This window comes from Rhodoplanes tepidamans, from assembly GCF_030813915.1.
GTDB classification, from domain to species: Bacteria; Pseudomonadota; Alphaproteobacteria; order Rhizobiales; family Xanthobacteraceae; genus Rhodoplanes; species Rhodoplanes tepidamans.
In genome coordinates this window covers 62,255-82,993 of sequence record NZ_JAUSUJ010000002.1, presented here as the reverse complement: position 1 = coordinate 82,993, position 20,739 = coordinate 62,255, and the positions used below count along the sequence as shown (strand labels likewise).

Genomic DNA, 20,739 nt, shown 5'->3' with positions numbered 1-20,739 from the left:
GCATGGACGCGAATTCATCCGCCCCGGCCCGCGGGGACGCGAAGCCGCCCCAATCGGCCGGTAGACGCGTCGTCTTCCCGTGTTCCGCGACCGACGGTCACCCGCGCAACCGATGACGCCGAGCCTGCCCTCCCGTCCCGCGCACGCCGCGCTCTCGCTGGCCCTGGCGCTGGCCTGCGCGGTCGCGCCGGCAGCGCCGGTGGCGGCGCAGTCCGAGCGGGCGCGCGGTCCCGCCACGCTCGACACCATCCGCCAGCGCGACCAGGAGCTCGAGGCCATCAAGGCCGAGCAGAAGCGCGCCGCCGACACCGAGAAGGCGCTGCGCACCGAGATCGACCGGCTCGGCGAGGACCGCCGCAAGCTGAACCAGACCATGATCGACACCGCCGCACGGGTGCGCGGCGCCGAGCAGGCGATCGCCGCCATCGAGGCGCGGCTCGATCTGCTCGAGTCGACCGAGCACGGCATCAACGGCTCGCTGGAGGGGCGGCGCGCCGTCATCGCCCAGGTGCTCGCCGCCCTGCAGCGGCTCGGCCGGCGGCCGCCGCCCGCCCTGCTGGTGTCGCCCGAGGACGCGCTGAGGTCGGTGCGCACCGCCATCCTGCTCGGCGCCGTGCTGCCCGAGCTGAAGACCGAGGCCGAGGCGCTCGCCACCGACCTGGCCGACCTGGTGCGGGTGCGCCGCGAGAGCGCCACCGAGCACGCCAAGCGGGCCAACGATCTCGCCGTTCTGTCGGAGGAGCGCACCCGCCTCGGCCTGCTGATCGAGGAGCGCCAGCGCCGTCTCGGCGAGGTCGAGAAGGAGCTGGAGACGGCGCGCCGCCGCGCCCTGCAGCTCGCCCTGCAGGCCGACAACCTGAAGGACCTGATCGCCCGGCTCGAGCAGAATCTCGACCACGCGGCGCGCGCCGCGCGCGCCCAGGCCGAGCGCCAGGCGGCGACCGAGGCGCGGCGCGACTTCGCCGCCCTGAAGGATCCGGGCCGGCTCGCCCCGGCGATCGCCTTCGCCTCGGCCAAGGGCACGCTGCCGCTGCCCGTCAACGGCATGCGGCTGCGCGAGTTCGGCGCCTCCGACACCCACGGCGGCACCGAGAAGGGGCTGTCGATTACCGCGCGCCCCGGCGCCCAGGTGACGGCGCCCTGCGACGGCTGGGTGGTGTATGCCGCCCCGTACCGTTCCTATGGGCAACTCTTGATCCTGAACGCCGGCGGCGGATATCATGTGCTGCTGGCGGGCATGGAACGGATCACGGTCGATCTCGGCCAATTCGTCCTGACCGGAGAACCCGTAGGGACGATGGGAAGCAGCGGCCCGGCGATGGCGAGCGCTGCCACGGGATCGACACAACCCGTCCTCTACGTGGAGTTCCGGAAAGACGGCCTCCCCGTCGATCCGTCCCCCTGGTGGGCAACCAACGAGAGCGAGAAGGTCCGCGGATGATGCGAAAGACTTCACTGGTTCTGCTCGGGGCCGCGGCCGGCGCCGCCCTGACGGTGCTCGCGACGCAGCCGCCGACCGGCCTCGCCAATGGTCTCCTGTGGTCGAGCGCCAACGCCGCCTCGTCCGACACCTATCGCCAGCTCAATCTGTTCGGCGACATCTTCGAGCGCGTGCGCTCGCACTATGTCGAGAAGCCCGACGACTCCAAGCTCGTCGAGTCGGCCATCAACGGCATGCTGTCCGGGCTCGATCCGCATTCGAGCTACATGGACCCGAAGAGCTTCCGCGACATGCAGGTGCAGACGCGCGGCGAGTTCGGCGGCCTCGGCATCGAGGTCACCATGGAGGACGGGCTCGTCAAGGTCGTCGCCCCGATCGACGACACCCCGGCCGCCAAGGCGGGCATCCGCGCCAACGACGTGATCACGCATCTCGACGGCGAGGCCGTGCAGGGCATGACCCTGAACCAGGCGGTCGAGAAGATGCGCGGCCCGGTCAACACCAAGATCAACCTCAAGGTGATGCGCAAGGGCGCCGAGAAGCCGCTCGAGATCGCCATCACCCGCGACATCATCCGGGTCCGCTCGGTGCGCAGCCGCATCGAGGGCCAGGACGTCGGCTACATCCGCATCACCCAGTTCAACGAGCAGACCACCGAGGGCCTCAAGAAGGCGCTCGGCGACCTCGCCAACCAGATCCCGGCCGACAAGCTGCGCGGCTTCGTCATCGACCTGCGCAACAATCCGGGCGGCCTGCTCGACCAGGCCATCTCGGTGTCGGACGCCTTCCTGGACCGCGGCGAGATCGTCTCCACCCGCGGCCGCGATCCCGACGAGACCCAGCGCTTCAACGCCCGTCCGGGCGACCTGACCAAGGGCAAGCCGGTGATCATCCTGGTCAACGGCGGCTCGGCCTCGGCCTCCGAGATCGTCGCCGGCGCCCTGCAGGACCACAAGCGCGCGACCCTGATCGGCACGCGCTCGTTCGGCAAGGGCTCGGTGCAGACCATCATCCCGCTCGGCGCCGGCAACGGCGCGCTGCGGCTGACCACGGCGCGCTACTACACGCCGGCCGGCCGCTCGATCCAGGCCAAGGGCATCGTGCCGGACATCGAGGTGCTGCAGGACGTGCCGGACGAGGTGAAGTCGCGCGCCGAGATGCGCGGCGAGTCCTCGCTGCGCGGCCACCTCAAGGCGGACGGCGAGGAGCAGGCCGGATCGCAGTCCTACGTGCCGCCGGAGGCGAAGGACGACAAGGCGCTCAACATGGCGCTCGACCTGATGCGCGGCACCCAGGTGAACGCCGCCTTCCCGCCCGGCGCCAAGTCGGCCGCCGTGCCGAACTGAGCCGGCGACGCATCACCGGACCTTCGAAGGGGCGGCCGCAGGGCCGCCCCTTCTCGTTTCCGGCCTTCTCGTTTCGGCGATCCCGCACCCCGGCGGATCCGTGCCGCACCCGGCGCGATCCCGCCCGGCAATTCGCGCCGGCTCCGCCGCGAATCGCGCGTGCTACACTCGCGCGCGTGATTCGCGAGGAGTCCGCGGTGGCCGGCGACGATCTGGAGAAGCCGCTCGGCATGGCCGAGCCCGAGCACAGGCGCAAGCGCCGCCACATCCCGATCGGCATGCCGATCACGGCGCTGCTGGTGCTGTGCATTCTCGGCTTCGTCGGCTGGGCCATGATGGTCGACGACCCGCTCGGCGGCGAGCCCGTCGCGGTGGTGACGCTGCCGCCCGGGACGATTCCGGCGGCCCCGACCGGCAGTCCGCCGGCGGCGGCTGGAGCCGAGACGCCGGCCAAGCCGGCGGGCGACGCGGCCGCCGCGGCGCCGGGCACGGCATCGGGCGGCCAGACCATCACGATCATCGACGGCTCGACCGGCAAGCGCCAGCAGGTGACGATCCCGCCCGGCGCCGGCGACGACGGCAAAGGCGCCGCGAAGGGCGAGACCAAGGGCGAGACCAAGCCCGACGCGAAGACCAGCGGCGTCAAGGTCGCGGCGGTCGAGCCGCATCTGCTGGAGGCGACCCGCCACGGCCATGTGCCGCGGATCGGCCTCGACGGCGCCCGCCCCTCGGTCGCCTATGCCCGCAAGGCGCCGGCGGCGAGCGAGACCAGCGTGCGGGTAGCCCTGCTGGTCGGCGGCCTCGGCGTCAGCGGCAGCGCCACGGCCGAGGCGATGAAGGCGCTGCCCGGCGTGGTCAGCCTCGCCTTCGTGCCCTATGGCAGCGAGGTCGCCCGGCTCGCCGCGGCGGCGCGCGGCGCCGGCCACGAGATCCTGCTGCAGCTGCCGATGGAGCCGTTCGAGTATCCGGACAACGACCCCGGCCCGCAGACCCTGCTCACCTCGCTCACCCCGGAGCAGAACATCGACCGGATGCAGTGGGCGATGAGCCGCATCCAGGGCTATGTCGGGATCCTCAACTACATGGGCGGCCGCTTCACCTCGACCGAGACGGCGATCGGCCCGGTGCTGCGCGAGGTGGCGAAGCGCGGCCTCGTCTATGTCGACGACGGCACCTCGCCGCGCAGCCTCGCCGGCCAGTTCGCCGGCGCCAACAACCTGCCCTTCGCCAAGGCCGCCGTGGTGATCGACGCTGTGCCGTCCAACGCCGAGATCGACCGGGCGCTCGCCCGGCTGGAGGCGACGGCGCGCGAGACCGGCAGCGCCGTCGGCGTCGCCCGCGCCCTGCCGCTGTCGATCGAGCGCCTCACCCAGTGGATCAAGCAGGCCGAGGGCCGCGGCATCGTCGTGGTGCCGATCACGGCGATCGCCACCCGGGCCAAGGCGAGCTAGGCGCGCCGGCGACGGGCGCCTTCGGACGCTCGGATTTTCTGTCCGGCGGCTGCCGCCCCGGCGCGAAACCGGCTATGGTTGCGCCGCCTCGTCGGCGCCCGCCGACCCGCTTCGGATGTCCCGGAGTCCCGCCATGAACCTCGTCCTCCGTCTCGCCGCCGTCGCGATGCTGGCCGGTTCGCTGCCGGCCGCCGCCGACGACTTTCCCACCCGCCCGGTCACCATGGTGGTGCCGTTCGCCGCGGGCGGCACCTCCGACGTGATCGCCCGCGTCGTCTCCGAGCAGATGGGCCAGGTGCTCGGCCAGCGCCTGATCAACGAGAACGTCCCCGGTGCCGGCGGCACCACGGCGCTCGCCCGCGTCGCCCGTGCGGTCCCCGACGGCTACATGATCGCCATCGGCAATGTCGGCACCAACGCGGCCGCCTACGCGATCTATCCGGAGATCAAGTACACGGCGGACGACTTCGTGCCGATCGGCCTCGCCGCCAAGACCGTGCCGGTGATCGCCGTCCGCAAGGACTTTCCGGCGACCGACCTGAAGAGCTTCATCGCCCACGCCAAGGCCAATCCGGGCAAAGTCAATCTCGGCCATGCCGGAGTCGGCTCGTCGAACTATCTCATCTGCAAGACCTTCATGGCGGCGGCCGGGATCGACGTGACGCTGGTCAGCTATCGCGGCGCGGCGCCCGCCCTCAACGACCTGATGGGCGGCCAGGTCGATGGCGTCTGCGACGCCGCGGCCTCGGTCTCCGGCGCGATCCAGAACGGGCTGGTGCGCGGGCTCGTCGTCTCGGCGCCGCATCGCATGCGCACGATTCCCGACGTGCCGACCGCGGCGGAGGCCGGCCTGCCCGAGTGGCAGCAGCAGGGCTGGAACGCGCTGTTCGCCCCCAAGGGCACGCCGCAGGCCGCGATCGACAAGCTCAACGCCGCGCTGCGCAAGGCGGTGGCGAGCGACGCGCTGCAGAAGCGCATGGACGATCTCGGCTCGATCCCGGCGACCGAGGAGGAGATGAGCCCGGCCGCCGCCGGCCGGCTGGTCGCCGCCGAGATCGAGAAGTACCGCAAGGTGCTGGGCCCGCCGCAGTGAGCGTCCGCCCGGCCAGACCGTGAGCCAGGAATGACCCGCTTCGAAGACCTTCCCTATCGTCCCTGCGTCGGCGTGATGGTGCTCAACCGCGACGGCCTCGCCTTCGTCGGCCGCCGCACCGAGGGGCCCGAGCACGTCGACGACGTGCACGCCTGGCAGATGCCGCAGGGCGGCGTCGATCCCGGCGAGGACCCGTGGCCGGCGGCGCTGCGCGAGCTGTGGGAGGAGACCTCGATCCGCTCGGTCGAGAAGCTCGGCGAGATCGAGGAGTGGCTCGCCTACGACATCCCGCGCGACATCGTCGGCCAGGCCTGGAAGGGCCGCTACCGCGGCCAGACGCAGAAATGGTACGCGCTGCGCTTCACCGGCGACGAGAGCGAGATCAACATCGCCGCGCCGGGCGGCGGCGCCCACGACCCCGAGTTCGCGGATTGGCGGTGGGAGCCGATCGAGAACCTGCCGGGCCTGATCATCCCGTTCAAGCGGCCCGTCTACGAGCGCGTGGTCGCCGAGTTCGCAAAGCTCATCCGGTGAACTATTAGCTTCCGAGTCCGGGAGTTAATAGTGGCCTCACCGCAAAAGACGCGCAGCCTTGGCTAACCGCTCAATCGCTGTTCCGGCCTCTTGTGGATAATCGTCCTTTTTATCCGATGTTTCTACAACGCGCGATACCCGAAGTATCGCATCTGAAATAAACTTTTTATCGTTCCGTGATAGGTTACTAATGACTTCAGACACAAACCTTTCTAGAGTGACACAAAGACGGAGCGGATAATACTTAGTTTTTTCGTCATCAATTTGTGTTTCTAGTATTTTTACCGCATATTCTACATCCCCCCGGTACTTTGGGGTCAACCCATTATCCATTAAGTATTCGAGGCGCACAACAGATTCAAAGTGATCTATCTGGAAAGCCTTGAAACCAGCTATACGCTCCCCAGCCTCGCGTGCGAGCTTTATGCAGCTGTCCGTCAAATCGCGTTCTCGTTTATGCCAGCGAGCGATTGCATACTGTAGCCAGAAATACGGATTTTGACGAAAGAAATTCATGTTTTTAACCTGATCATAAAACCCGATGATCTCATCATCAACACTGGATGGTGAAAATAGTTCCTTTATTCGCCCGTGCTGCATGCACGCACGATACAGCGAATCATAAACGCGATGGCTCGATAGTTCATAAGAACGTTTGGCTACCCTCAACAAGGCGTCGCGCACTTCGTTCGGATCAAAGAGTCGTGTTGTATAGTATTGGGCCATCGCGGGAGACAAACTGAGATGCCCGAACTCGTCGAACCGCATGATTGCCTTAATTTCGTTGCGCCTGAAAAATCCTGAATAGAATGGCTCGCCGCTGAGGAAGGCATCCTCCATTTCGCCCAGGGTAAGATTTGCCTGCAACAGTTTTATTATACAGCATATAAGTATAAATCGTCTGCCTTGCGTGTCCATCTCTGCACTATTGAAAACCTGCCGTATCCGATTTTCGATATACTTCGAGTCCAACAGATATAAGAGGACATCCCGCATCATTCGTCGACATCGAGTAACTACTATGTTTTCGATATCGACCACCGTTGCATTCACCTTAAAGGCACCACGGAGTTCCCCGGTGAGCAGCGCTCGGGACAGTCCAGCAATCTCTGCGTTTGAGAGAGTGTTGATGTTATACTCGTGCTCGGCAATAGACCTAGAGTTTGCGCGGGACACCGTTGCTCTGTTGAGCTCGTGAAGATGGGTAGAGGATGACAGCAACAGGGACACGTCTGTTTTATACTGCTCAAGTATATACCGTATTTCACTTATGTACAATTCGTAATTATCGAATATTATAATTATATTTTTAGTCGAATTTAATAAAACAGACTCTATCTCTTCCAACAGGAATTCAGAGACTTTCTCAACAAGCCAGACATCGAAATTAGTACGATCTAATTCACAGCACAGCTGTTGCACAAACACCGATTTTCCAGACGCAAGATCTCCATGAACATAGCCTATTGCAGGTTTTTTACTAATTTTTCCCAAAAAGCTCCTGACTCCGTCTCGCTCAACGGAATAGACCGAGCCCGAGGCTTCTGAGTCCTGCAAAAGATGCAATTGAGGCTTAAATACACCATAAACATACAGATCATAACGGTCCCTGTCTGTAATCCTGTCGAATGGGTTCGGCTGAATCGTAAATTTCCGGAGACAATAGTAGTTTTTCTTTGTCAATACTGGCTGATGTGTCAATTTTTGCTTCTCGATTTCCTTGGCAAACTTTTCGACGCCTATTGGAGCGACCAGTCCATACTTACTCAAAGAATATATTTCTTCTTCATCGGCTGCCGGCCCAATCACAAGAACTGTTTTTTCTTCTACTTCCCGAACATCCTTAAGCAGCTTGGCTACATCAATATCGGCCATACTGTAGCCAACAAAGACTACTGCGCCGCTAGTGCGAAGTTCGTTTCTAAAGCTAGCAAAATAGGGGCGCTGCGAGAATCTCTCAGCGATGTAGCTACTCTCTGTCAGCCGAATGAGCGAATCGAAGTCAAGGCAGCCCATCTCGCTAAAGTTCCCATTCAAATGTACTACGCTAACCTTATCTCTCTCATAAGGATCGGCATCTTTCGCAGCGTTTAGCGACCTGAACGGCTTCCCTGCGGAGTTTAGGCATTTCTCTATTAGGTCATCATAATTCGTTGTGTATATTCGCTTCCAAGGAAGCGAAATAACACTCTTATGAAAAGACGCATAGCTCTTTACAGAGAATTCGCGTTTCAGCTCAGCGTATGCACGAGCCGCGCCAAAACGCCCATCTCGCATGTATCTCTCTGCCGCAGTACGGTAGTCTTTAAATGGCTTGCCTAACTCAGAAGCATTAAAGTACTTCAAGAGGCTATCAACGTTTGGGACGGCGCGGTTATTCTCATTCACAGCGCCAATGGTGAAGCCTGATCCAACAAACAGAATCGAACGACCATCAAGCGCCATAGATATCAGCTCGTCCAATGTCATTTGTGGCTCCTTAGGAAACGTACTTTGCTCCAACCAATTCCTGCGCAATCCATTATTGCAGCACGCGCGATTGCTGCAATAGACCAAATCACAACGGCTATGTGATATATCTCTTTCAGGTTCAGCGCCCACGACCCAGAGTTCGCGGATTGGCGGTGGGAGCCGATCGAGAACCTGCCGGGCCTGATCATCCCGTTCAAGCGCCCCGTCTACGAGCGGGTGGTCGCCGAGTTCGCACGCTTCGCCGGCCGCTGAACGCGGCTGGCCGGGGACGACACGGCCGTGTATGTAGAGTCCTGCCGGTAACCGGGGGGAGATCGTCGTCCGATGCGCTATCGCCTGTCGCCTTCGCCGAACGTGAGCGCCCGCTCGTTCGGCGACGAGATCGTCGCTGCCAACTTCGTGACCGGCGTCTATTACAGCCTGCTCGGCTCGGCAATGCAGATGTGGGACGGGCTGGTCGCCGGCGTTCCCTGCGACCGCGTCGTCGCCCAGGTCGGCGCGCTCAGCGACGCCGCGCCCGAGGCGTTCGCACAGGCCGCCCGCAGCTTCGTCGACGCGCTCGTCGCCGAGAAGCTGATCGTCCCGATCGAGGACGGCACCGCTCCGGCCCCGGCCTGGTCGCCGGTGCCGCCCGCCGAGGGGCGCTACGCCGTGCCGTTGCTCGAGCGCTTCGACGACATGGAAGACCTGCTGCTGCTCGATCCGGTCCACGACGTCGAGGAGATGGGCTGGCCGCACGCCGACCCGTCGCGGGCCTGACGCCGCCTCCGATGGACCTGCGCGACCTGGTGCGGGATGCGCTCGCCGCCGTCGAAGACGCCGCCGGGCGAGAGCGCCGGCCGCTGTCTGCCGTCGCCTTCGGGGATCTGGCGGTGACGCTCCGGGTCGACGGGCGCGGGCGCATCCCGGCCCTTCTCGACATGATCCGGGTGCGCCTCGACGCCCCGCCGCCGGACGCCGCCGTGATCGACGTGATCGGCGCGCTCGACGGCTTCGGCGCGCTGCTGCCGCCGCCGGACAGGCGCGCCGGCACCGTGCTGCGCGCCAACCCCGACGTCTACTATCTGTGGCGCGACGAGGCGGGCGGCTATCTGACGGGGATCGACCGCCGCACGCGGCGCGGCCTCGTCTGGTTCACGTGCCCGGACCGCATCGCCTCCTGGCACGTCGCCCGCCCGCTCCTGCATGCCGTCCACGGCCTCGCGCTGGGCGGGCCGTGGACTCCGATCCACGCCGCCGCGGTGGCGCGCGGCGGCCGCGCCGTGCTCATCTGCGGCATGAGCGGCGCCGGCAAGACCAGCATGGCGCTCGCCTGTGCGGCTGCCGGCTGGGACTATCTCGGCGACGACGCCGTGATGGTGCGGGCCGATCCGCCGCGCGTCGCCGCCCTGTACGCCTCGGCGCGGCTGCGCCGGGACACGTTCCACCTGTTCCCGGCCGCGATGGAGGCTTCGCGCGGCATCTCCGACGACGCCGGCGAGCTGAAGGCCGAGGTCGACATGTCCCGGCTGCGGCCGCTCGCCGAGCCGCAGGCCGAGATCGCCGCCGTGGTGGTGCCGCAGCCGGACGGCCTGCCCTGCGGGCTCGCACCGCTGCGCCCGTCCGACACGCTGCGCAGGCTGATGGACGCGACCCGGCAGAGCATTCTCGGCGACGAGCCGGCGGTCTTCGCCAAGCTGGCCTCGCTGGTCGCCGGCGTTCCATGCTACGCGCTCGGCCGGTGCCGCGACCCCGCGAGGCTCGACGCGACGCTCGCCGGCCTGATCGAGGGAGAGGTGCCGTGCCGCTCAGCGTGATCGTTCCGGTCTACAACGGGGCGCCGTGGCTCGCCGCCACGCTCGACAGCGCGCTCGCCCAGTCGCTGCCGGCCGACGAGATCGTCATCGTCGACGACGGCTCGACCGACGCCTCGCCCGACATCCTGCGCGCCTTCGGAGACCGGCTCCGGGTCATCCGGCAGCCCAATGCCGGCGTGGCCGCCGCCCGCAACGCCGGGCTCGCGCAGGCCCGCGGCGACCTGATCTGCTTCCTGGACCAGGACGACCTGTGGCCGGCGGACCGCAACCGCCTTCTGGTCGAGGCACTCGCCGCCGACCCGGCGGCCGATCTCGCCGCCGGCCGCGTCGAGATCCTGTGGGAGCGCGCCGAACCGCCGACCCGGCCGGAGGAGACCGACACGCTGCATCGCCAGACCCTGCTCGGCTCGCTGTGCGTCCGCCGCTCCGTGTTCGAGCGTCTCGGCCCGCTCAGCACCGCGGTCGGCTACGGCGACGACCTCGACTTCGCGATGCTCCGGCGCGAGGCCGGCCTGCGCACCGTCATGCTCGACGCGGTCACGCTGATCTACCGGATTCACGACACCAACACCTCGATCGACCGCGAAGTCTCCAAGGACATCATCCTCAACGTGCTGCAGCGGTCGCTGCGCCGGCGGCGCGGCGCATGAGGCACGGGACATGAGGCATGGCGCATGAGAATCAGCACCGTCGTGCCGCTGTACAACGCGGCTCCCTTTGTCGGTGAGGCGCTCGACAGCATCCTGGCCCAGACCCGGCCGATCGACGAGATCGTCGTGGTCGACGACGGCTCCACCGACGGCGGCGCCGATCTGGTGGCGCGCCACGTCCCCGCGGTGCGGCTGCTGCGGCAGGACAATGCCGGCCCCGGCGCCGCCGTGAACCGCGGCATCGCCGCGGCGACCGGCGACGTGCTCGCCTTCCTGGACGCCGACGATCTGTGGCTGCCGGACCGCGTCGCGCTCGGCGCCGCGGCGCTCGCCGCCGATCCGGACCTCGACGGCGTGTTCGGCCACATCACCCAGTTCCGCCACGCCGACATGGCCGCCGCCGCGCTCGCCGACGGCGTCCCGCAGCCCGGCCTCTGCCGCGACACGCTGCTGATCCGCCGTGACGCCTTCGCGCGCTTCGGCTTGTTCGACGAGGGCCTGCGCACCGCCGACTTCATCCCGTGGTTCTCGCGCGCCATGACGCTCGGGCTGCGCATCGTCACCCGGCCCGAGGTGATGGCGCGCCGACGCCTGCACGCGAGCAACACCGGCATCCTGCGTCGCCACGAGCAGCAGCAGGAAAATCTCGCGGGCCTCAAGCGGGCGCTCGATCTGCGCCGGCAGCGGAAGCAGCCGCCGGGCTGACGCGGTCGCATCGGTCCGAAGCCTCGATCAGGACGCGGCGCACGTGCAGGCCGAGCGGCCGCCGGTCGTCGCCGCCGACCGTCTCGGCCGGGATGCAGGGCTTTTCGATGGCGATCCGGAGCGCGCAGGCGTGGCCGGCCGGAAGACCGGTCGGCAGTGTCAGCGCGATGGTCGGCCCGGGGTCGGTCCGGCCGAGGATCAGGTCCTCGGCGGCGCCGCCGTCGAGACCGACGCGGCCACGAAACTCTCCGCGCCCCGGCGCCACCATCGCGATCTCGATCCGCAGGACCGCCCCGGCCGCCACGGCGCGGGCGGTCCGCCAGCGCAGCACCGCCTCGGGCCCGAAGGTCCAGCAGCCGGTCGGCTCCGGCGTCGACCAGCCGTGCCACAGCGCCTCCGCGTCGCCGCTCTCGCTGCTCAGATCGAGTGGCGCAGCGGCGAGATCGCGCACCGGCGGATCGACCGTCAGGGCCTCGACGAACAGGCCGAGCGCCCGCGAGTCGCCGTTGAGGCCGAGCCCCGCCGGCGTGGGTCGCGAGGCCACGTGGAGCCGCAGCACGGCGGTGTCGCCGCGCCAGACGTGACCGGGCAGCGCGATCTCGCGCGACACCGGGTCGGGACCGGCGGCCGACCAGCTCAGCCGCCCGAGCCGCCGCAGCCCGGCATAGACCTCGACGTCCTGAGCGGGCGTCGCCTCGCCGCGCAGTGGATGCGCCCGCAGCGCGACGGCGGACGGCCGCGGCCGCTCCGGCGCATGGATCGCGAAGCTGACGAACCGCCCGGTGCTCCAGCGGCCGGTGACGTCGGGCGCCGACCACCCGTGCAGCAGCGTGATCCGCTCCGCCGGCGGCACCGCCGCGAAGCGCCGGCGCAGAAGACCGAGCTCGGCGAGCAGATCCGGAACCACGGCCGCGGCGGGGCGGCCGAGATCGCGCTTGCTCCGGCGGCGGCGCCGCTGCAGCGACAGGACGAGCTCGTCGAGGCCGGTCAGGGTGGCCGGATCGCGCCGCGACAGCCGCGCCTCGCGCCGCTGCAGCAGCGAGGCGCCGCGACCGAGGCTGCGGCGAATCTCGTCGGGCATCGCGACGCCGACGACACGGTGCATCTCGGCGAGCGCGGCGCCGATCAGCGCCTCGAAGCGATAGTGCCGCGCCATCGCGGCCAGCCGCCGCCAGTCGAAGGCATCGCCGGTGCGGCGGAGAATCTTCGCGGTGTCGACCAGCCAGCCGTAATGGGGATCGTGCGCGAAGGCGGTGCCGTGGACGATCGCGTGGAAGACGAGGTGCTCCGGCGCGGCCGCAAGGCACTCGCGGCCGCAGAACCGCACCGGCCGCGCGCCGGCGATCACCTCGGCGCTCAGCTCCTCGGCGGCGACCTCGCGCAGCAGGCGCCAGTGCAGGTCGACCGTCGCGATGCTGGCCGGCCGCCGGAACAGGGTGAGGCCGTGGATCAGGTCGAGATCGGCGGCGACGAGCCGCGGCGGCTCGACGATGCCGGCGGCGACGAGCCGCTCCACCGCCTCGAGGGCGCGCCCGCGCGGCACCATCACGTCGCAGTCCGACATGGCGCGCAGACCCGGATCGTCGTCGACCGCGGTGGCGATCGCGGCGCCCTTCAGCAGCACGCCTCGGATACCGGCGCCGATCAGCACGTCGAGCACCCCGGCGCAGGAGGCGATCAGGTACTGGTTGCGAATCCACTGATGCCGGGCCGCGCCCTTGAGCCGGGCCGCCAGCGTGCGGTCGCGGATCGCCGCGCCGACGTTCCAGAAGATCTGCGGGAACAGCGCCGAGTCGGTGCCGCGGACGGCGTCGAAGTCGTCGATGCCGCGCCACCACGCATCGAGCGCCTGCGCGGCCAGCTCGCGGTCGGGCGACAGGGCGGCAGACAACAGCAGATGCTGCTGCGGACCCAGCCCGAAGTCCACGGCGCCTCCCCCCACCACGGTCACGTCACGCCGGCACCGCCGTCGCCGTCGCGAGCAGGGCCCGCCCCTTGGCGGTCGGCCGCACCGGGGCAGCGTCGCGCGTCGCGGCCCCGGCGCCAATCTCGACCAGGCCGTCGATCAGCGCGTCCTCCCAGATCGACAGGCGCGGACAGCTCGTCCGCCATGCCTCCATGGCCTCGCCGTAGGTGCGTGGACGCTCGTCGAGCCAGGCGAGGAACTGGAGGGTGAGAGGCGTGGCAGGGGTTGTCATACGAAGTGACTCCGTCCGCGGCGGTCCCTGGCTCCACTGACCGGCACAATGGTAAACGCCGCCGTTAACCGTCCGGCCGCCTGAAAGCCTGCACGTTTCGACGCCATCCGGACAGCAGCCGGCCCGATCACGTCCGCTGCTGTCGCGAATCCGAACAAAGTTCCGTTAGGAGTTTAATCGAAGTCTTCGCGTCCCGAAACAAGGCGCGTGGAGCCGATGACCAGCACGTATACGACGAACCACCCCGAGCAGCAGGCCGATCCGGCCCGAACGCAGGCCGTCGGCGGCGCGGTGGTCCCGGTCGCGGCCGGCCTCGCCGGCCTGATCACGGCCATGTCGGCGGTCGCCGTCACGGCGCTCCTGTCGCACGGCGCCACGACGACCGCGTGGATCGTCGTGGCGTTCGGCGCGGTCGCCCTCGCCTCGATCGCCGCGGCGGTCGTGCAGGCCCGCCGTTCGCTCCCGGCTCCGATCGCGCGCCCGGCCGCCGGCGTGCCGGAGACGACCGTCCCGGACGCCGTGCTCGACGCCGCCACGGCGGCGGCCGCGCGCGAGCGGATGCAGGACGCGATCCGCGCCGAGCGGCAGATGCTCGCCACCGTGGTCAACAACCTGCAGCACGCGGTCGTCGGCATCGACGCGTCGATGCGGCTCGTGCTGTGCAACGACCGCTATCTCGACCTGTACGGCCTGCCGCGCGAGGCGGCCGAGCCCGGGCTGCCGCTCGAGGCCCTGCTGCGCCGCAAGGCGCGCGCCGGCACGGCGCCCGGCGACGCCGAGGCCTTCATCCGCTGGGTCGCCGCACGCAAGACGGCGACCGCGGAGGTGGAGCTGGCGGACGGCCGCGTCATCCGCATCACCAACCGGCCGCTCGCGGTCGGCGGATGGGTGTCGACCCACGAGGACGTCACCGAGCAGCGCCGGGCCGAGACCGCGCTTCTGCTGCGCGCCGAGCTTCTCGCCGGGGTGCTCGACGGCCTGCCGGACGCGATCCTGGTCAAGGACGCCCGCGACCTGCGCTACGTGCTGGCGAACCGCGCCGCGGAGGCGCTGCTGGGCTTGCCCCGCAGCGCGATCGTCGGCAAGACCGCCCGGCAGATCTTCCCGGATGCGACCGCCGCGCTGATCGCGGCCGACGACCGCGACGTCATCACCACGCGCGAGCCCACGCTGGTGACCGAGCGCGCCATCGAGACGCCGGCGGCGGGGCCGCGCATCGTCTCGGCCCGCTGCGTCCCGGTGCGCGACCGCACCGGCGAGCTGCAGTTCCTGCTGACCGCGATCGAGGACCGCAGCGGCCGCGTGCGACCGCTGACCCGCCCCCTGCGCCTCGCCAGCTGACCGACTGCGGGCGAGCGGCACGATGCCGCCCGCGGCTCACGCCGGGGCGAGGTCGCCCAGGAAGCTCGCCGCGACGGACAGACGCGACAGCGTCAGGCCGGACGCGGCGACCTCGTGCACGGCGGCGCGCACCCGCTCGACGGCGCTGCCGCGCGCCTTGACCCAGGCGGCGACGGCCGGCTCGCCGAAGCCGCCGCCGGCCAGCACCTCGGCCGTGATGCGGCGCGCCGCGTCGCCGATCTGGTCGAGGGCACGGTCGAGCGCGAGACGGTCGAAGTAGTCGGCGATCACGATCTTGCGGGCCGCCGCCGAGAGCCGGTCGACGTCGAAATACGCCGCGACCGCGAACCATGTCGCCGCCGCCTCTTCGACCGGGCGACCGATCTGGTCGGCGACCCGAATCGCGTCGAGGGCCCCCCCGATCTGCGGCAGATCGGCGAGTCGGCGGGCGAGATCCGCCGGCACGCCGGCCGCCGTCAGCTCCGCCGTGCGGGACTCGCGCGCCGTCCGCGCCGCTCCGGGCAGCACGCGGTCGAGCGCCGTCTCGATGGCGGCGATGCCGTCGCGATGCCGCTGGACGATCCCGGCGAGGCCGCCCGACAGATCGAGCCGGCGCAGCACCCAGACCATGCGGTCGAGCAGCAGGTTCTGCACGTCCTCCAGCAAGGCGAGCTGGAGATCGCCGTCGATGCGGTTGTCGAGCGCCTCGATGGCGGTGTTGAGCGCCACCATGTCGAAGGAATCGCGCACAGCCGCGAAGGCCGCGGCGATGCGGTCGGCGGTGGCGCCGGTCTGGTCGGCGATGCGGACGATCAGGGTCGGGCCGCCGCGGTTGATCATCGAGTTGGCGAGCTGGGTCACGATGATGTCGCGCCGCAGGCGGTGCTCTTCCAGCGCGTCCGGGAACCGCTCGGCGATCGCGGCGGGGAAGTAGCGGCCGAGCTCGCGCGACAGATAGGCGTCGTCGGGAATCGACGACTCCAGCAGGTCGTGCGACAGCGACAGCTTGGCGTAGGCGAGCAGCACCGCGAGCTCGGGCCGCGTCAGCGGCGCGCCGCGGGTCCGGCGCTCGGCGATCTCGACGTCGTCGGGCAGGAACTCGACGGCGCGGTCGAGCATACCGCGGCGCTCCAGCGTCTGCATCAGCCGCTGCTGGAAGCCGAGATCCTCGAGGCCGCGCCGCTGCGCCAGCGACAGCGCCTGGGTCTGCTGGTAGTTGTTGCGCAGCACGACGCGGCCGACGTCGTCGGTCAGCGAGGCGAGCAGCGTGTCGCGCGCGGCGCGGTCGATGCGGCCGTCGCGCAGCGGCCGGCCGAGCGCGATCTTCAGGTTCACCTCGACATCGGAGGTGTTGACGCCGGCCGAGTTGTCGATCGCGTCGGTGTTGAGGCGGACGCCGGCGAGCGCCGCGCTGATGCGGCCGCGCTGGGTCATGCCGAGGTTGGCGCCCTCGCCCACCACCTTGCAGCGCAACTCGGGGCCGGTGATGCGGATCGCGTCGTTGGCGCGGTCGCCGGCCTGCTCGTTGGTCTCCTCGGGCGACCGGACATAGGTGCCGATGCCGCCGAAGAACAACAGGTCGACGGGCGCCTTCAGGATGGCGCTCATCAGCTCGGTCGGGGTGACGCGCTCCTTCGCCAGCCCGATCGCGGCCTGCGCCTCGGGCGACAGAACGATCTCCTTGGCGGTGCGCGAGAAGACGCCGCCGCCGCGCGAGATCAGCCCGCGGTCGTAGTCCTGCCAGGTCGACCGCGGCAGGGCGAACAGCCGGGTCCGCTCGTCGAAGCTGCGCTCCGGGTCCGGATCCGGATCGATGAAGATGTCGCGGTGATCGAACGCCGCGATCAGCCGGGTGGTGCGCTCGCGCAGCATGCCGTTGCCGAACACGTCGCCCGACATGTCGCCGACGCCGACCGCCGTGAACGGGACGCGGCCGATGTCGACGTTCATCTCGCGGAAGTGGCGCTTCACGGCTTCCCAGGCGCCGCGCGCCGTGATGCCCATCTGCTTGTGGTCGTAGCCGGCCGAGCCGCCCGACGCGAAGGCGTCGTCGAGCCAGAAGCCGCGTCCCTGCGCGATGCCGTTGGCGATGTCCGAGAAGGTCGCCGTGCCCTTGTCGGCGGCGACCACCAGATAGGGATCGTCGCCGTCGTGCCGCACCGTGTCGGCGGGAACGACCTTGCCGTCCGGCGCGATCGTATCGGTGAGGTCGAGCAGCGCACCCATAAACAGCCTGTAGGCGGCGACGCCTTCGGCCTGCACGGCCTCGCGATTGCCGGCCGGAAGCTGCTTCGGCACGAAGCCGCCCTTGGCGCCGACCGGCACGATGACGGCGTTCTTCACCTGCTGGGCCTTGACCAGGCCGAGGATCTCGGTGCGGAAGTCCTGCGGCCGGTCCGACCAGCGGATGCCGCCGCGCGCCACCTTGCCGAAGCGCAGATGCACGGCCTCGAGCCGCGGCGAGTAGACGAACACCTCGTAGAGCGGCCGCGGCAGCGGCAGATCGTCGATGCGACGGCTGTCGAACTTGATCGCCATCACGGCCTTGGGCAGGCCGTCGCGGTCGAGCTGATAGAAGCTCGTGCGCACCGCGGAGAGCACGAGATTGACGAAGCGCCGCACGATGCGGTCCTCGTCGAGGCTCTCCACCTGCTCCAGCGCCGTCTCGATCTCGTGCACGATCTCGGTCTGGCGGTCGGCCCGGGCATCCTCCGACAGGCCGGTGCGCGGCTCGAAGCGCGCGTGGAACAGCGTCACGATCTTCTCGGCGAGCGCCGAATGGCGCACCAGCGTCGCCCACATGTAGTCCTGCGACCAGCGCGCTCCGAACTGGCGCAGCGCCCGCGACAGCATGCGCAGCAGCGCGATCTCGCGCCACGGCAGCGCCGCCGTCAGGGCGAGGGCGTTGTAGCCGTCGTCCTCGGCGACGCCGCGCATCGCCATCAGGAACACGGCCTCGAGCCTGCGGCCGAGCACGTCGAGATCGACGGCGCCGCCGTCGAGCCGCTCCAGCAGCATGTCGTGCAGCCACACGTGAGCGCCCGCCTGCGGGCCGGCGCCGGCCGGCGGCTCGACCCGGAACGTGCTCTCCTCGACCACGCGGAAGCCCATGTGCTCCAGCACCGGCACCCGCTCGGACAGCGGGATCGGCCGGCCCTGGCTCCACACCTTCAGGCGGGCGCAGACCGGCGGGTCGGCGGCGTTGCGGTAGAAGTCGACGCCGAGCGGCCGGTCGGGGGTGAGCCGCTCCAGGATCCGGATGTCCGCGACCGCCGCCGTGGGGGAGAAGGCGGTGCGGTAGGCGCGCGAGAAGGCGGCGGCGTACTTCTCCCGCAGCGCCGCCGCGCGGGCGGGGTCCAGGGTCGCCGCGAGCACCGCGGCGAGCCGGTCCTGCCAGGTCAGCACGATCGAGCAGACGGCCTCCTCCAGCGCGGCGCGGGACGGGCGCGGCGTCTCGCCGGCGAAGCGGCCGATGATGTAGTGGACGCGCACCAGCGGCCCGTCCGGGAACCACGGCGAGAAGGTGACGACGCGACCCGCGTAGACGGCGGCCAGATGCTCGGCGATCGCCCCGCGCACCGTCGAGTCGTAGCGGTCGCGCGGCACGTAGACGATCACCGAGACGAAGCGGTCGAAGCGGTCGAGCCGCGGCAGCACGCGGACGCGCGGACGCTCGCCGAGATGCATGACGATCAGCGCGAAACGGTAGAGCGTGTCCTCGTCGACCTGGAACAGCTCGTCGCGCGGATAGGTCTCCAGCACATGGGCGAGTGCCCGGCCCGAATGGCTCCCGGGCGCGAAGCCGGCGCGTGCCAGCACGGCGTCGACCTTGCGGCGCAGATACGGGATGCTGCGGGCCGAACGCGTGTAGGCCGTGGCCGTGAACAGGCCGAGCAGGCGCAGCTCGCCGACGACGCGGCCGGCCGCGTCGAAGCGCTTGATGCCGACATAGTCCATGTGGACCGGGCGATGCACGCGCGAGCGCGCGTTCGCCTTGGTGATGATCAGGGCCTTCGGCTCCTGCAGGAACTCCATCACCTCGGGCGTCATGGTGACGTAGTCGCGGCCGCGCCGCAGCACCCGCACGTTCTCCTGGCGCAGGATGCCGAGCGCGTCGGACGCCTCGGCGCCGGTCTCCACCGCGGCGCCTTCGTCGCCGGCGATCGCGTAGGTGCGCAGGCCCAGGAAGGTGAAATTGTCGTCGCCGAGCCAGCGCAGGAACGCCACCGTCTCGGCGACCTCGCCGTTGGGCAGCGCCGGCGGGTCGCGCTCGAGCGTGGCGATCACCTCGTCGAGCCGGGCCCGCATCGCCCGCCAGTCCTCGACCGCGAGCCGCACGTCGGCGAGCGTCGCGGCGAGCGCGGCGGTCACCTCGTCGCGGCGGCCGGCGTCGACGATCCGGTCGACATGGATGTGGATCAGGCTTTCCCTGGCCCGCGTCTCCCCGGCGGCGGCCGGAGCCCACGACACCAGACGGCCCGCGGCGTCGCGCTCGACGGCGAGGATCGGGTGAGCGACCAGCAGCGGATCGAGCCCGCTCTCGCGCAGCGCGCCGAGCACCGAATCGAGCAGGAACGGCATGTCGTCGTTGACGATCTCGACGACCGACACGGGCGCCGGCGCGGCGACGCCGTCCGGCGTCACGATCCGGATGCGGGGGGTGCGCGGCGGCCGCTCCGCCATGAAGGCGAGGGCGCCGCGCGTGAGGATCGCGAGCTCGGCCCCGTCGTAGCCGGCCAGGTCCTCGGCGGCGACCTCCCCGTAGAGGGCGCCGACCAGCCCGGCCTCCGGCCGCTCCTCCGGCCGTCCCTGTCGTGTGACCAGGATCGCCTCGGCTTCGGCGATCACTCGTTTCGCGCGCGATTCGTCGGGTCCCGGCCCCGCCGTTTCCGCGTCCATGGCGTGCTCCTCGCTGCACCTCCGGTGCTCGCCACCGAGCCCGGGGCTTGCTCTATTTTAGAGCAACCGATTGCGGCAGGCAGCGGCCGAGGGGCCGCGGAGCGGACCTGCGCCCGCCGCGGACCGGCGGACCGAGCTTGGCACGCATATTCACGCGCCCACGAGGAGGCGAGCATGACCGAGACCACGCGCAACGCGAGCGACGACGACCCGCCGATCGCCCTCGACCTGCCGGCCGTCCCGCCGAGCGCCGCCATGGCGGACTATCTCTCGAAGTGCGACGAGAAGCTCGGCTTCGTGCCCAACGTCCTGAAGGCCTACAGGTTCGACATGGCCAAGCTGGAGGCCTTCGTCGCCCTGCACGACGACCTGATGCGGGCACCGTCCGGCCTGACCCGGCTGGAGCGCGAGATGATCGCGGTCGCGGTGTCGTCGCAGAACCGCTGCTACTACTGCCTGGTCGCCCACGGGGCGGCGGTGCGGACGCTGTCGGGCGATCCGCTGCTCGGCGAGCAGCTGGTGACCAACTACCGGGCCGCCCGATTGTCGCCTCGCCATCGCGCCATGCTGGACTTCGCCGTGACGCTGACGGCGACGCCGTGGACCGTGGAGGACGAAGACCGCGCCCGGCTGCGCGCCGCCGGCTTCGCGGACCGCGACATCTGGGACATCGCCGCGGTCGCGGCGTTCTTCAACATGACCAACCGCATCGCCGCGGCGACCGACATGCGGCCGAATCCCGAGTATCACGGCCAGGCACGCTGACGGCCACGCGCCCGCCGCTCCGCCCGCGAAGCTGCCCCCGACCGAAAG

At 69.4% G+C, this 20,739-nt stretch carries 15 protein-coding genes and 1 pseudogene; 12 read left to right on the top strand and 4 right to left on the bottom strand.

Going from position 1 to position 20,739, the window contains the following annotated elements:
• The first annotated feature begins 112 nt into the window (after positions 1 to 112).
• The 5 genes from J2S22_RS03070 to J2S22_RS03050 all read left to right on the top strand — a co-directional run bounded on the left by J2S22_RS03070 (position 113) and on the right by J2S22_RS03050 (position 5,865).
• Entirely contained in the window at positions 113 to 1,441 is a 1,329-nt protein-coding gene (locus J2S22_RS03070) for a murein hydrolase activator EnvC family protein (RefSeq protein ID WP_272775144.1), read from the top strand.
• A complete protein-coding gene (locus J2S22_RS03065) occupies positions 1,438 to 2,787 on the top strand; it encodes a S41 family peptidase (protein ID WP_272775143.1) in 1,350 nt (449 codons plus the stop codon). The genes J2S22_RS03070 and J2S22_RS03065 overlap by 4 nt, the downstream gene beginning before the upstream one ends.
• A 197-nt stretch (positions 2,788 to 2,984) precedes the next feature.
• A complete protein-coding gene (locus J2S22_RS03060; RefSeq protein ID WP_272775142.1) occupies positions 2,985 to 4,238 on the top strand; it encodes a divergent polysaccharide deacetylase family protein in 1,254 nt (417 codons plus the stop codon).
• A gap of 133 nt (positions 4,239 to 4,371) precedes the next feature.
• Positions 4,372 to 5,331: a tripartite tricarboxylate transporter substrate-binding protein gene (locus J2S22_RS03055; protein WP_272775141.1), complete on the top strand. Its 960-nt coding sequence runs from the start codon at positions 4,372 to 4,374 to the stop codon at positions 5,329 to 5,331.
• A gap of 30 nt (positions 5,332 to 5,361) precedes the next feature.
• The gene (locus J2S22_RS03050; RefSeq protein WP_272775140.1) at positions 5,362 to 5,865 is read left to right on the top strand and encodes an RNA pyrophosphohydrolase; all 504 of its coding nucleotides are present in this window, start codon (positions 5,362 to 5,364) and stop codon (positions 5,863 to 5,865) included.
• A gap of 36 nt (positions 5,866 to 5,901) precedes the next feature.
• On the opposite strand, the gene J2S22_RS03045 is transcribed toward J2S22_RS03050, so the two are convergent.
• Positions 5,902 to 8,334 (bottom strand): SIR2 family protein, encoded by a 2,433-nt coding sequence (locus J2S22_RS03045; RefSeq protein ID WP_272775139.1) that lies wholly within the window; start codon positions 8,332 to 8,334, stop codon positions 5,902 to 5,904.
• A gap of 123 nt (positions 8,335 to 8,457) precedes the next feature.
• On the opposite strand from J2S22_RS03045, the pseudogene J2S22_RS03040 reads away from it, so the two are divergent.
• From J2S22_RS03040 to J2S22_RS03020, 5 genes and pseudogenes are all read left to right on the top strand, one after another.
• A pseudogene (locus tag J2S22_RS03040) lies at positions 8,458 to 8,589 on the top strand (RNA pyrophosphohydrolase); the annotation flags it as partial.
• Positions 8,590 to 8,661: 72 nt separating this feature from the next.
• Positions 8,662 to 9,096 carry a hypothetical protein gene (locus J2S22_RS03035; RefSeq protein ID WP_272775138.1) on the top strand — a complete coding sequence of 145 codons (435 nt, stop codon included), beginning with the start codon at positions 8,662 to 8,664 and terminating at the stop codon, positions 9,094 to 9,096.
• Between the two features lie 11 nt (positions 9,097 to 9,107).
• Positions 9,108 to 10,133 (top strand): hypothetical protein, encoded by a 1,026-nt coding sequence (locus J2S22_RS03030; RefSeq protein ID WP_272775137.1) that lies wholly within the window; start codon positions 9,108 to 9,110, stop codon positions 10,131 to 10,133.
• Complete coding sequence (locus tag J2S22_RS03025; protein ID WP_272775136.1) at positions 10,118 to 10,783, top strand: glycosyltransferase family 2 protein; 666 nt, start codon at positions 10,118 to 10,120, stop codon at positions 10,781 to 10,783. Before J2S22_RS03030 ends, J2S22_RS03025 begins: the two co-directional genes overlap by 16 nt.
• A 24-nt stretch (positions 10,784 to 10,807) precedes the next feature.
• Positions 10,808 to 11,488 carry a glycosyltransferase family 2 protein gene (locus J2S22_RS03020; RefSeq protein ID WP_272775135.1) on the top strand — a complete coding sequence of 227 codons (681 nt, stop codon included), beginning with the start codon at positions 10,808 to 10,810 and terminating at the stop codon, positions 11,486 to 11,488.
• Here J2S22_RS03020 and J2S22_RS03015 read toward each other — a convergent pair.
• Complete coding sequence (locus J2S22_RS03015) at positions 11,439 to 13,415, bottom strand: nucleotidyltransferase family protein (RefSeq protein ID WP_272775134.1); 1,977 nt, start codon at positions 13,413 to 13,415, stop codon at positions 11,439 to 11,441. The two genes, J2S22_RS03020 and J2S22_RS03015, sit on opposite strands and share 50 nt — an antisense overlap.
• Before the next feature lie 25 nt (positions 13,416 to 13,440).
• A complete protein-coding gene (locus J2S22_RS03010; RefSeq protein ID WP_272775133.1) occupies positions 13,441 to 13,686 on the bottom strand; it encodes a hypothetical protein in 246 nt (81 codons plus the stop codon).
• A 216-nt stretch (positions 13,687 to 13,902) separates the two neighbouring features.
• On the opposite strand from J2S22_RS03010, the gene J2S22_RS03005 reads away from it, so the two are divergent.
• Positions 13,903 to 15,027: a PAS-domain containing protein gene (locus J2S22_RS03005; protein WP_272775132.1), complete on the top strand. Its 1,125-nt coding sequence runs from the start codon at positions 13,903 to 13,905 to the stop codon at positions 15,025 to 15,027.
• Between the two features lie 36 nt (positions 15,028 to 15,063).
• Here J2S22_RS03005 and J2S22_RS03000 read toward each other — a convergent pair whose 3' ends face one another.
• A complete protein-coding gene (locus J2S22_RS03000; RefSeq protein ID WP_272775131.1) occupies positions 15,064 to 19,926 on the bottom strand; it encodes an NAD-glutamate dehydrogenase in 4,863 nt (1,620 codons plus the stop codon).
• Positions 19,927 to 20,100: 174 nt separating this feature from the next.
• On the opposite strand from J2S22_RS03000, the gene J2S22_RS02995 reads away from it, so the two are divergent.
• The gene (locus J2S22_RS02995; RefSeq protein WP_370878168.1) at positions 20,101 to 20,691 is read left to right on the top strand and encodes a peroxidase-related enzyme; all 591 of its coding nucleotides are present in this window, start codon (positions 20,101 to 20,103) and stop codon (positions 20,689 to 20,691) included.
• Positions 20,692 to 20,739 lie beyond the last annotated feature (48 nt).

Bases quoted from the DNA above. Each gene is read 5' to 3' on its own strand.
- J2S22_RS03070 (WP_272775144.1), top strand. From the start codon at position 113: ATGACGCCGAGCCTGCCCTCCCGTCCCGCGCACGCCGCGCTCTCGCTG.
- J2S22_RS03065 (WP_272775143.1), top strand. From the start codon at position 1,438: ATGATGCGAAAGACTTCACTGGTTCTGCTCGGGGCCGCGGCCGGCGCC.
- J2S22_RS03055 (WP_272775141.1), top strand. From the start codon at position 4,372: ATGAACCTCGTCCTCCGTCTCGCCGCCGTCGCGATGCTGGCCGGTTCG.
- J2S22_RS03050 (WP_272775140.1), top strand. From the start codon at position 5,362: ATGACCCGCTTCGAAGACCTTCCCTATCGTCCCTGCGTCGGCGTGATG.
- J2S22_RS03045 (WP_272775139.1), bottom strand. From the start codon at position 8,334: ATGACATTGGACGAGCTGATATCTATGGCGCTTGATGGTCGTTCGATT.
- J2S22_RS03035 (WP_272775138.1), top strand. From the start codon at position 8,662: ATGCGCTATCGCCTGTCGCCTTCGCCGAACGTGAGCGCCCGCTCGTTC.
- J2S22_RS03030 (WP_272775137.1), top strand. From the start codon at position 9,108: ATGGACCTGCGCGACCTGGTGCGGGATGCGCTCGCCGCCGTCGAAGAC.
- J2S22_RS03020 (WP_272775135.1), top strand. From the start codon at position 10,808: ATGAGAATCAGCACCGTCGTGCCGCTGTACAACGCGGCTCCCTTTGTC.
- J2S22_RS03010 (WP_272775133.1), bottom strand. From the start codon at position 13,686: ATGACAACCCCTGCCACGCCTCTCACCCTCCAGTTCCTCGCCTGGCTC.
- J2S22_RS03005 (WP_272775132.1), top strand. From the start codon at position 13,903: ATGACCAGCACGTATACGACGAACCACCCCGAGCAGCAGGCCGATCCG.
- J2S22_RS03000 (WP_272775131.1), bottom strand. From the start codon at position 19,926: ATGGACGCGGAAACGGCGGGGCCGGGACCCGACGAATCGCGCGCGAAA.
- J2S22_RS02995 (WP_370878168.1), top strand. From the start codon at position 20,101: ATGACCGAGACCACGCGCAACGCGAGCGACGACGACCCGCCGATCGCC.